Below are 11,596 nucleotides of genomic sequence, written 5' to 3' on the forward strand. Positions count from 1 at the left end.
TGGCACGCGTCCCCAACCACCTCCGACTCGTCGGCTAGGGTGTCGCCAGTGCTCGACTGCGCTCCTCGACGAGTTCCGCAGCGGTTGCGACAGCCTGTTGCGGCGTCACCATCTGTGCCGCGAATTCTCTTGCTGCATCACGTATTCCGTCACCGATCACCACTCGGAGGTCCTCGCCGACGGTCTCGCGACTCAATGCGGAGAAGCGGCGTCCCACTCCCACCCCCAGTGCGGCGATCCGATTGGCCCAGAACGGCTGTTCGGCGGTGAAAGCGTAGATCACGCCCGGTGTCCCCGATCGGAGGACGGCCGCGGTCGTGCCGGCGCCCCCGTGGTGGACGACCACCGCACACTGGGGGAACAGCCACGAGTGGTCCACTGCGCCGACGTGGTAGACATCCGGGTGCTGCGGGTCACGGCCGGGTCTGCCACCCAACGCGAGGATCAGCCGGAGACCGGATTCGGCTGCGACACTGCAGAATATCTCGGAGATCCGGTCCGGATCGGCGATCGGCATCGATCCGAACCCGACGTAGACCGGTGCGCTTCCGTCCGCGAGCCAGGCCGTCAGATCGGTGTCATGCCCCGACACCTCCGTGAGGTGCCGGCGGTCCTGCGCGGCGAGGTCGAGGAACCCGATGATCGGCTTGAGACTTCCCCACTCGTCGCCGAGGCCCGGGACGATCGCCGGGTCGTAGGCCTGGATCTGCACGATCCGGCGGGCCGCCAGACGGTCGGGGCAGGGTCGATGCATCGTGGCGAGACCGATCCGACGCCGAAATCTGTTCTCTCCGTGTCGGGTCGACGACCACACCACGGAGTTGTAGGCCCGCCAGGCCGCCCGGGTCGCGCGGGGGCCCAGACCATCGGCGACTCCCGGTACCGGCCCGTACCAGGAGTTCGGCGACATCGGCGCGAACCGCAACACGGTCAGCACGACGCCCAGCCGATCGGCGAGCGCCATCCCCCGGGCCTGACAGATCGGCGCGACCACCAGCCGGTCGACGTCGTGGACCGGCGGCTTGCCGGTCGTCGGATCGGCGTCGACGAACAGCCGGATGAGGCCGTCGTCGAACGATCGGATGCCATCGACGACGGTGTCGAGCGCAAACCTCGCCTTGGTCAACGGGTTCCGGGATCGTTGCGCATCGAGGGCGGTGTCCGACGACCACTGCCGGTCGGTGTCGCGCCCCACCGGGTACACGGTGGGCACACCGGCCGAGGCCACGAGGTCGACGAGGTTCGGCGGCACCACCGCGGTCACCCGATGGCCTCGCCGCAGCAGTTCGGTGGCCAGACAGATACCCGGCTGGATATCTCCCCGGGAGCCGTACAGCAGGAAGACGATGTGCGCGGGACTCACCAGAACCGGTGTTCCAGATCCCAGGCGGCGAGTTCCGCGTCGACCAGTGCCCGCAACCCTTCGTCGTCGCCGAAGCGTTCGGTCGCGAACGCGGCGAACGACAACGTGATCCGGTCGTCGTATTGCACGATCCAGCCGGACATGCCGGGTCCGGGCATGTCGGCGCGGGCACCCCCGACCGGTTCCTGGACCATCAGCCGCAACACGAAGGACGATGCGCGGACCCCGCAGATGGTCTGCACCTTCTCGTTCAGCACACCGAGATTGGAGACGCTGACGTCGGGTGCGGGCACCAGCGGGAGCAGCGCACCGAGCACCTTGCGCGGCAGCAACCGCACCACCGACAGCGTCTCGTCGGGGACGTCGTTGCCGCTCTCGGCATAGGTGGTGAAGGCCTCACGGCTCTGGGTGCGGATCCCGCCCAGGTCGAACGGGGCGTCCTCGCCGTCACGCAGCCGCAGCCAGATGCCGCCGGAGGCGTTGGCCCGACGGTCTTCGGGCCCACCGCGTTTGCTCACCGCGACACTGACGCGGAGTTCCTCGGAGTCGGGATGCCCTGCACGACGGGCGATTCCGGCGACGATCGCCGTGAACAGCGTGTTGACCGTGCCGTGGTACCGGCGGGCCAGCTCGTGGAAGTCCGCGGCGTCGAGGTCGACGGTCGCCAGTGCGACCCGCAGCGGATCGTAGGTGACCGGCGGACGAGGGACGGCCGGCGTGGCCTCCGACTTCGCCGGCCGCTTGGAGCGGATCTCGCGCATGATCGGTTTCAGCGATCGTGCGGCTGCACGCAGCTGGGTGGCCGCATCGGTCACGTCCTCCCGGACGGCACGGCGGCCCCGGGCGACAGCGGGATCGGGCAGCGGGTCGAGGTGGCCGTCGGCGGCGGCGATCAGTGCCCGCATGATGGCCTCGCCGTCGGCGACGAGATGAGAGATCAGCAAGGCCACCACACGACGTCCGCGGGTCGTGGTCACGGTGCACAGCTTCCATGCCAGGCCCTCGGGCGCGTGCAGGTCGGCGGTGCGCAGGATGCCGTCGGCCCACGGTCCGACCGCGTCGTCGTCGATCCGGCCGAGGTGCAGGACCTGCGGGGGGATGCTCGAACGCACCCACCGTCCCCGCGCCCCGGGCACCCGTCGCCGCGCGACCGCGCGATTCAACTGCCCACCGGCGATCACATGGGCGAACTTCTCCACCGCATCGGCACCGGGATCGTCGTCGAGTACCCAGAGGTACTGGACCGGGGTACGGAATCCGAGTCGCTGTTCGGCGAGCAGGAAGGACTCGTCGGGTCCGGCGACCCGTAACGGACCGGCCCCGGATGTCGCGGATCGGCCCGTCGGGGTGGTGGCCGTCTCGGCCGTCATCGTCATCTCCTCACGGCAGGCAGCGCTGCGCCGTCGGACGCCAGAAATTGCGGACCGAGAAACTCGCGGTCTGCGGGTCATAGGCGCGGATCATCACCAGTCTCGCACCGTGCACGGCGAACAGGGGCGGTAGGTAGCCCAGCACCACGGTGGCGGCCATGCCGTAGCGGCGGTGCAGCAGCAGGGTCCGGGGCAGGAAGCTCATGTACTCCATGAAGGCGAGCATCCCGGTCTCCATCCGGCGCGGCGAGACGCCGACCGTGATGGAGGTGAGGAAGGCGTTGCGACCGTTGATATCTCGAACGCACAACCCCATGTCGACATCTTCGAAGACATCGCGGCGCATGCTGACGGTGTCCCGGATGGCCGCCCAGGTCTCCCGGCGGACCACCATGTTGGAGCCGTAGAGCACCGGCGATTCGCGGACGGCGATGTCCTCCGGGGCGGCCGCGGTGGACCGCGATGGCAGGGCGTCGAAGACCGGACGCAGTCGCGCCTTCCACTTGCTGGTCCACCCCTCGAACGGCAGACCGTATGCCGCGCCGCGACCACAGAGGGCCGCCCACTCCTTCTCCGCGTCGTGTTCGAAGAACTCGACGATGGTCTGCGCCCACCGTTCGGGCACCCGGGTGTCGGCGTCGATCCGCGCGATGACATCCCCGGTGGCGGCGTCGAGGCCGGCGTTTCGGGCGTAGACGAGCCCTTGCCGGGTCTCGTCGATCATGGTGATCACCGGGCAGCCACTCATCGCGTCCTCGACGATCTTGCGGCTGCGGTCGGTGGAGTTGTTGTCCACGACGACGACCTCGGCGATGTGCTCGATCTGCTTGATCAGCAGGCCGAGGCACTCTCCGATGGTGTCCTGCTCGTTGTAGACCGGGATGACGACCGACAGTCGCACCCGGGTGGCGTCCCCCTCAGAGGACGGTCCGGCACTATCCGCCGACCCTGTGCTCGAGGTCACTATCTCACGTCCTCCACGGTTGATTTTGCAGAACCCATTGTTGGGTATGGCAATCACGGTGCTTCATCTCCACACCGACAATTGTCGATCGCAAAACGCGAACGTGCCTCCGATGTGGGACGCGACCCCCGCCTTGTCCCGATCCGGAGTGTAGGACAGCCTGCTGAGCGGGGCAAAAGACACATGCCTGATCGAGTGATCCAATATGATCGCTGCCAAGTCGCTGTGAACTCACGTTTCCCCAGGGTTTCTGTAACTTTAATTCACAGTAGGATTCCCTGAATTCATTTCCGGTTCACCCTGATCGTGACAACCATCACGACCTCCGCAGGATCCGTCTTCGCAGGTGTCGGCCGAGAATTGGGAGCATTGATTGTGCCCCATGCGATTCCGTGAGGCAAGGGTGCAAATACCGGATTGTTTGCACTGGAAACCGCTGACGTTTTCGGGTTAATGTCTTTTCCGCGACGCCTTTCAGAGTTGGGGCTGAAGGGCGCCGGACAGCTGTCGCGCAACGTCGCCGGCGGTGTTGACACAACCGCATTCCGGTGGTTCCCCGCGTGACGGGTCTCACCGAGTGCGGGGCGGTGTTCGTGGAATACATGCTGGTACTCCGGTTTCCACACCCCCCGACGACACGCGTCTGCGTGCGGTGCAAGCCGTCCTCGCGTGCCAACCCGTTTTGACTCATCACCCCAGGGGGATCGCCATGGAGTACACCGAACTCGCCGACTATCCATTGCCCACCGGCCGGATCACCGAATGGATCCCCGCCGTCGACTCCGGGGCGTGGCAACCGGATGAGCGACCTCTGTCACCCAACCACGAGGCGCACCTCGGACACGCGCTGACCTCCGATCACGTCGACCCCCTGGGTTCGTGGATCGGCACCGCGTTCCGCCTGATCGGCGCCTTCGACCCGCAGCGCTTCGCCGATGCGCTGGCACTGTGGATCGCCCGCCACGACGCGTTCCGCACCTCCGCCCGCCTCACCGATCAGGGGCTGCAGCGCTTCGGCATCTCGCCGGATGCGGTCACCGTCACCTCCCGCCCGGCCGAGCGGGACCCGGGCAGCGACATCTGCGGCCACATCGAGGACTTCTTCGCACGTGATCTGAGCGCCGCCCACTGGCCGCACGTGGTGGCGGTCACCATCGAACCCGACTCGATGATCGAGGCCGCCGAAGGCGTCATCGTCGTGCTCGCCGCCGACCACTCCGTGATGGACGCCTACAGCCAGCTCCTCCTGATCACCGAGATCAACGAGTTCTACCAGGCTCTCGGCGAGGGTCGCGCACCCGAGCTGCCGGCCTGCGGCTCCTATGTCGACTACTGCGTGACCGAGCACGAGGCCGGCCTGGGCATCGACGCCGACCATTCCGCGCTCGCACCCTGGCAGGAATTCTGGGACGACGGCTCCGACGTCCCCGCCATGCCGCGGTTCCCGCTGCCCACCCAGCCGGCCGTCCCCACCGACGACGTCGCGGGCCAGCAGTCGAGCCTGTCGCTGTGGCTGTTGTCGGCCGAGGAGACCAACGCCTTCAACGCCGCCTGCAAGCGGCACGGCGCGTCGCTGTCGACCGGGGCGTTCACCGCCCTCACCACCGCGCTGCACCGCCTCACCGGCAAGCGCGAGACCCGCTTCGTGATGCCCATGCACACCCGCACCACCCCCGAGTCGTTCGCCGCGGCCGGTTGGTACGTGGGCCTGGTCCCGGCGTCGATCACCCTGGGCGACGCCCCGTCGTTCTCGGCCGCCCTCGCCTCGGTGGACGCCGGTGTACGCCGTCACGCCGCCCTCACCCATCAGCCGTACCCGCGGATCGCCGCGCTCGCCGGCATGCTCGACACCCCGCGCTTCGCGGTCTCCTTCGTCGACGCCCGGTTCCTCCCGGGCGCGGCCACCTGGACCGACCGCGACCGCGCCCTGCGGAGCCGGATCGCGAACAACGACGAGGTCTACATCTGGGTCAACCGCACCACCGAGGGCATGAACATCTCGCTGCGCTTCCCGAACAACGAGGTCGCCGCGGCATCGATCCACGCCATGATCGGCGAGTTCGCGGCGGTCCTGCGCGATGTCGCGACCAACGGTGACCTGCAGCTGACCGACACCTCCGAAGCCGCCGGGTCACCCGACGCGGTGGAGCAGCTGTGAGGCTGATCGACGACGACGACTGGTCGCCGGAACCCGGGACCATCCTCGACTGGTCGCCGTCGGCGGCGACCCTCGCCGCGGCGGCCGCGGCACCCGCCCATCCGGTGGGACCGTCGTTCCTGCAGCGCGATCACATCTCCGCGGTGCTCGTCCAGCGCGCCGACGGCCGGGTGCACCGCGGCTACACCTGCAGCACCGTGCACGTCGACGAAAGTCTCGACATCGACCGGATGACGACTGCCCTCACCGAATTCCTCGGTGCCCATGAGGGTTTGCGGTCGTCGTTCCGGATCGGTGACGACGGTCAACCGATCCGGTACGTGGTCGACGCCGCCGACATCTCGCTGGTGGCGACACCGTCGGAGGACACCGATCCGCTCGCGCACCTCGACCGGCGTCTGCCCACCGAGGCGGTCTTCGACACCTTTCCCGGCTGCGCGGTCGGCGCGGTCAGCCGCCCCGGATCGTTCGATCTGTACTTCGGGATCGATCACGCCTACGGCGACGGCGCCTCGCAGGTTCTCGGACTCGTCGAGATCCTGGCCCGCTACCGGGGCGACTCCGCGTCGCCGCTGGTGACGACGCACGGCAGCCACATCGACTACATCACCGACGAATACGGCCGTGCGGGTCAGGTCACGCCGGACTCGGAGTCGGTGGCCCGGTGGCGCCACGTGCTGACCGAATCCGGCGGCCGAATCCCGGCGTTCCCGCTCCCACTCGGGCTGGAAAACGATGAGCCCCAACCGGTGTGGTTTGCCGAGCAGAAGTTGTCCGACGCCGAGGACACCGACCGCCTGGTCGCCCTCGCCAAGCAGCACGGGACCGGACTCACCGCCGTGCTGCACACCGCGCTGGCGATCGCCGGCCGACTCGTCGACGACCGCGAATGGTATGCCACGGCAACGGTTCTCAGCAGCCGCACCGGCGAGCACATGGCGTCGCAGGGCTGGTATGTCAACTTCGCGCCGCTCGGCTTCCCGGTCCCGTCGACCGACTTCGCCGAGGTCCTCGCCCAGGCCGGGCCCGCGGTGGAGGCGATGAAGCGTGCATCGGCCGACCCGGTCCACGCCGTGCTGGGAATCCTGTTGATGCAGGGCGTGATCGACCCGTCCGTGGTGGTCAGCCCCCAGATGGTCAACCTGCTCGACTTCCGGTGGTTCCCCACCGCGCCGAACACCCGCGATCTGGTGGTGTTCACCGGTGAGGGACGCACCCGCAATGCGTCGATGTGGGCGTGGCGGACCGCCGACGGTCTGCATATCGGAACGCAGTATCCCGGCAATCCGGTGGCACAGGAATCGGTCACCCGATTCTTCGCCACGGTGCGCGACGTCATCGCCACAGCCGTGGCGCTCGAGGGTGAGGTGGCCTGATGCATGTGACCGCGATGGATGTCATCGACCTGTCCGGGCAGTTGACCGAACTCGTGGTGTCGTGGACCGGTGAACCGCCGCGACGAGATCTGCCGGTCGCGTTCAACCAGGGCAATCACCTGCGCGCCCAACAGCTCGGACGCGGCGCATGGCTGGCCGGTACCGTCGAATTGCCCGGTGCGGCAAACGATCCGGCGAAGGTCGCCACGGCTGTCGAGCGGTTCCTCGGTGAGCACGACGCACTCCGGGCCCGGTTCACGGTGGGCGATCACCCGCGCCAGGACGTCTTCGAGCCCGATCAGGTGTCGGTGCGTCCGCGCCTGGTGGGCCGGGTGTGGCACAGCTTCGTGACATCGCTGATCAACGAACGCTGCCATGCCGGACGGGTCCCGGGGCTGTTCTTCGGACTGCTGGGCAGCACCCTCGTGTGCGCCTTCGACCACGCACACGCCGACGCGCTGACCATCGATCTGGTGCTGCGCCGGATGGCCGAGCTGTACGCCGATCCGGACAGCGCCGCCCGCCCCGGCGAGGACTTCGCCGAGCGCTGCTGCGCCGAGGACGGAACCGGTTCGATCCTGGCCGATCTCACCGCCGAGCGGCGCGCCGAGCTGATGGGTGTCTGGCAGGACTTCTTCGCCGCCACCGACGGCGCCCTGCCGGCCTTCCCGATCCCGCTCGGCGAGGGCCGGGATCCGCAGCACACCACGGTGATCCACATCCTGGATGCCGACGCCGCCGAGACCGCCCTGAGCTCGCGGCCGTTCGCCACGATCCTCGCCGAGCTGGCCGCGGCGGTCGCCGATGCCGGCGGACCCGACCGGTTGGCCACGCTGATCCCGATCCACACCCGTGGCGGTTCCCGATCCGGGTGGCACAACACCGCGGGCTGGATGGTCTCCAATGCGCCGGTGGTCGTCGAGGCCGGGAACCCCGATTCCGCCGACGCCTGGCTGCGGCACGCGGCCGGGTTGTCGACGCTGCCGCTCGAGCAGGTGCTCGCCGAGTGTGCACCGCAGTTCGTCTCGGAGGACATCTTCATGGTGTCCTACCTCGACTACCGCAAGCTGGGGCCGGCATTGCCTGGTGCACAGCACATCTCAGCGGTCACCTCCACCGACACCGCCCAGCTGTGGTTCTCCCGCGGTCATCACGGGCTGGAGTTGCGCGTGCGGTATCCGGCACGGCCGGCCGCCGACGCCGTCATCGGCACCGTCATCGACGGACTGGTCCGTCGGCTGCGGCCGGGCGGCACCGTCGTCGACATGCGGGTCCGCGCGTCCTGACCCGTTGCGGCGGTCAGTAGGTTGCGGCGGTCAGTAGGTTGCGGCGGTCAGTAGGCGGCGCAATCGGCTGCCGCCTGTTCGATCGCCGCCGTCGCGGCATGGCGTTCGTCATGCGACCACCCGGACACACCCAGGAACTTCATGAGCCCGGAGTCGTTGTAGGGATGCGCGATCGACAGATCGTCGGCACGGTCGCCCGGACTCAGGGCCAAGACGTTCTCCAGGCCCTGCGCCGACGTCGGGTACTGCTCGATGTGGGCGTAGATGTCGGGCGCCTCGGCGCGGAGCGCGCGTTCCCCCTGTGCGACGACGCAGTTGGTACCCGCCATCGGTGTGGACGGCCCCGCGTCGGCGCTCGCGGTACCGGCGGCGAGCCCGATTCCGGCCGCGGCGACCGCGGTTCCGGCAAGCACCGATGCGCAGCGTCGGACCAGCGGACGGCTGAGAGTGGACATGATCTCCTCCTGACCGTCACCCCCGTGCGGGCCCTGGTGGTCCTCGTTCGGTCGGGGGACGGTGACACCTTCCACGCTAGGCGCGTCGAGGCGTCTCGGAGCGGTCCCGACCCTGCCGATCTCCTGACAATTTCCGCAGGTCACAGGCACAATATCGACCAATCCGGCAATCCCGGCCGACCCCGGCGCGCAGTCGGGGCGGGCGCCACGGTAAATGGGGTCATTTGATCTGGCCGTAACGCGAGGAGTAAGGTCGAATGCATGCAGCGCGCGCTCCTTCTCGGTTGCCGCGGCGGGGTCTGAACGACCGGCCCTCCGTCGCGGGGCCCCATCATGCGCCGGTCATCTTCCCCCTTTTTCTTCCAGATCTCGGAGATTGACCAATGGCACCAGCAGACAGCTTCACCTCGGGCGCGAGCCGTATCGTCGAGCCCGCCGGACCCATCCCCGCCGGCCAGCCCGTGTGGAACCCCCAACGCAATTCGGCGATGCCCGTCCATCGCTACCGCCCGTTCGCCGACGAGGTGGAGAAGGTGTCGGTCCCCGACCGCACCTGGCCCGACAAGGTGATCGGCCGCGCACCGCTGTGGTGCGCCGTCGACCTGCGTGACGGCAACCAGGCGCTGATCGACCCGATGAGCCCGGCCCGCAAGCGGCGCATGTTCGGGCTGCTGGTTCGGATGGGCTACAAGGAGATCGAGGTCGGTTTCCCGTCGGCGAGCCAGACCGACTTCGACTTCGTCCGCGAGATCATCGAAGACGGCGCCATCCCCGACGATGTCACCATCCAGGTGCTGACCCAGTGCCGTGACGAGCTGATCGAGCGCACCTTCGAGGCCTGCCAGGGCGCGTCCAACGTGATCGTGCACTTCTACAACTCCACCTCGGTTCTGCAGCGACGCGTGGTCTTCCGCGCCGAGAAGGACAAGATCACCGAGATCGCCACACATGCCGCGCACAAGGTGCTGGAGGAGGAGAAGAAGTTCCCCGACACCAATTGGCGCTACGAGTACTCGCCGGAGTCCTACACGGGCACCGAGCTGAGCTACGCCAAGGAGGTGTGCGACGCGGTCACCGAGATCATCGCCCCCACTCCGGAGAAGCCGATGATCATCAACCTACCGGCGACGGTGGAGATGGCCACCCCCAACGTGTACGCCGACTCGATCGAGTGGATGAGCCGCAATCTGGCCCGCCGCGATTCGATCATCCTGAGCCTGCATCCGCACAACGACCGCGGAACCGCCGTTGCCGCAGCCGAACTGGGCTACCAGGCCGGTGCCGACCGCATCGAGGGCTGCCTGTTCGGCAATGGTGAGCGCACTGGCAACGTGTGCCTGGTGACCCTGGGCATGAACATGTTCAGCCGCGGTGTCGACCCGCAGATCAGCTTCTCCGACATCGACGAGATCCGTCGCACCGTCGAGTACTGCAACCAGCTGAACGTGCCCGAGCGTCACCCGTACGGCGGCGACCTGGTCTACACCGCGTTCTCCGGCAGCCACCAGGACGCGATCAACAAGGGCCTGGACCAGATGAAGTTCGACGCCGACGCGGCCGACGCCGACATCGACGACATCACCTGGGCCGTACCGTATCTGCCGATCGACCCGAAGGACGTGGGCCGCAACTACGAGGCCGTCATCCGGGTCAACAGCCAGTCCGGCAAGGGCGGCGTCGCCTACATCATGAAGACCGACCACGGCATGAACCTGCCGCGGCGCCTGCAGATCGAGTTCAGCCGCGAGATCCAGAAGCTGACCGACGGTGAGGGTGGCGAGGTCTCACCGAAGGAGATGTGGGACGTCTTCGCCGACGAGTACCTGCATCCGATCCTGCCGCTGGAGCGCATGCGCCAGAAGGTCGACGCATCGGAGACCGACGACGGCGACGACCACATCACCGCGGTGGTCAAGGTCGACGGCGCGGAGAAGGAGATCTCCGGGTCGGGCAACGGGCCGCTGGCCGCATTCGTCGACGCCCTGGGCACCGTCGGCTTCGAGGTCCGGGTACTGGACTACAGCGAGCACGCGATGACCGCCGGCGGCGACGCCAATGCCGCGTCGTATGTGGAGGCCGAGGTCAACGGCGAGACCGTGTGGGGCGTGGGTGTCGCGTCGTCGATCACCACCGCGTCGCTGCGGGCCGTCGTCTCCGCCGTCAACCGGGCACACCGGGTGACCGCCGCAGCACCCGAGGCCGCCGACGCCGCACCCCGGACCTGGGCCCCGTGAGCATCACCGCAGAGTAGACATCACCACAGACCTGGGCCGGACACCGCGGGCGATCCTCGCAGTGTCCGGCCCTTTCTGTTTCCCGTTGTCCCCTGGTGGTCGCCTCGCGTCGTCGGCCTCCGAGGTTTCGACACGCCTCGTCGCTCCGCTCCTCATCGGCTCAACCACCCACGTCCCCTCGACGATCGAGCCGCGAGTCGTCCTCCACCGGCCCAAGCACCCACCACCCCTTGATGATCGAGCCGCGAGTCGTCCTCCACCGGCCCAAGCACCCACCACCCCTTGATGATCGAGCCGCGAGCCGTCCTTCACCGGCCCAAGCACCCACCACCCCTTGATGATTGAGCCGGGACCGAGCCCGAAGGGGGCTGTTGCAAAATGGGGTGGCCC

The 11,596-nt window shown here is 68.1% G+C and carries 8 protein-coding genes; 4 read left to right on the forward strand and 4 right to left on the reverse strand.

Annotation, left to right across the window (positions count from 1 at the left end; all coding sequences use genetic code 11):
* Positions 1-34: 34 nt before the first annotated feature.
* From GD1_RS16835 to GD1_RS16845, 3 genes are read right to left on the reverse strand one after another with little or no spacing between them, the layout of a single operon-like run.
* Positions 35-1,363 carry a glycosyltransferase gene (locus tag GD1_RS16835; protein ID WP_244882824.1) on the reverse strand — a complete coding sequence of 443 codons (1,329 nt, stop codon included), beginning with the start codon at positions 1,361-1,363 and terminating at the stop codon, positions 35-37.
* A complete protein-coding gene (locus tag GD1_RS16840; RefSeq protein WP_059038414.1) occupies positions 1,360-2,733 on the reverse strand; it encodes an amino acid adenylation domain-containing protein in 1,374 nt (457 codons plus the stop codon). Before GD1_RS16840 ends, GD1_RS16835 begins: the two co-directional genes overlap by 4 nt.
* A 10-nt stretch (positions 2,734-2,743) precedes the next feature.
* Positions 2,744-3,697 (reverse strand): glycosyltransferase family 2 protein, encoded by a 954-nt coding sequence (locus GD1_RS16845; protein WP_244882827.1) that lies wholly within the window; start codon positions 3,695-3,697, stop codon positions 2,744-2,746.
* A gap of 709 nt (positions 3,698-4,406) precedes the next feature.
* Between GD1_RS16845 and GD1_RS16850 the strand changes: the two genes are divergently transcribed.
* From GD1_RS16850 to GD1_RS16860, 3 genes are read left to right on the forward strand one after another with little or no spacing between them, the layout of a single operon-like run.
* Positions 4,407-5,855, forward strand: coding sequence for a condensation domain-containing protein (locus GD1_RS16850; RefSeq protein ID WP_053776634.1), 1,449 nt, complete (start codon positions 4,407-4,409; stop codon positions 5,853-5,855).
* Positions 5,852-7,231: a condensation domain-containing protein gene (locus tag GD1_RS16855; protein ID WP_059038415.1), complete on the forward strand. Its 1,380-nt coding sequence runs from the start codon at positions 5,852-5,854 to the stop codon at positions 7,229-7,231. Before GD1_RS16850 ends, GD1_RS16855 begins: the two co-directional genes overlap by 4 nt.
* Positions 7,231-8,517 (forward strand): condensation domain-containing protein, encoded by a 1,287-nt coding sequence (locus GD1_RS16860; RefSeq protein WP_053776633.1) that lies wholly within the window; start codon positions 7,231-7,233, stop codon positions 8,515-8,517. Before GD1_RS16855 ends, GD1_RS16860 begins: the two co-directional genes overlap by 1 nt.
* Positions 8,518-8,564: 47 nt before the next feature.
* On the opposite strand, the gene GD1_RS16865 is transcribed toward GD1_RS16860, so the two are convergent.
* Positions 8,565-8,972 (reverse strand): hypothetical protein, encoded by a 408-nt coding sequence (locus GD1_RS16865; protein WP_152972647.1) that lies wholly within the window; start codon positions 8,970-8,972, stop codon positions 8,565-8,567.
* Positions 8,973-9,355: 383 nt separating this feature from the next.
* Here GD1_RS16865 and leuA point away from each other — a divergent pair, with 383 nt between their 5' ends.
* A complete protein-coding gene (gene leuA / locus GD1_RS16870; RefSeq protein ID WP_059038417.1) occupies positions 9,356-11,206 on the forward strand; it encodes a 2-isopropylmalate synthase in 1,851 nt (616 codons plus the stop codon).
* Positions 11,207-11,596: the final 390 nt, after the last annotated feature.

This window comes from Gordonia desulfuricans NBRC 100010, from assembly GCF_001485495.1.
GTDB classification, from domain to species: Bacteria; Actinomycetota; Actinomycetes; order Mycobacteriales; family Mycobacteriaceae; genus Gordonia; species Gordonia desulfuricans.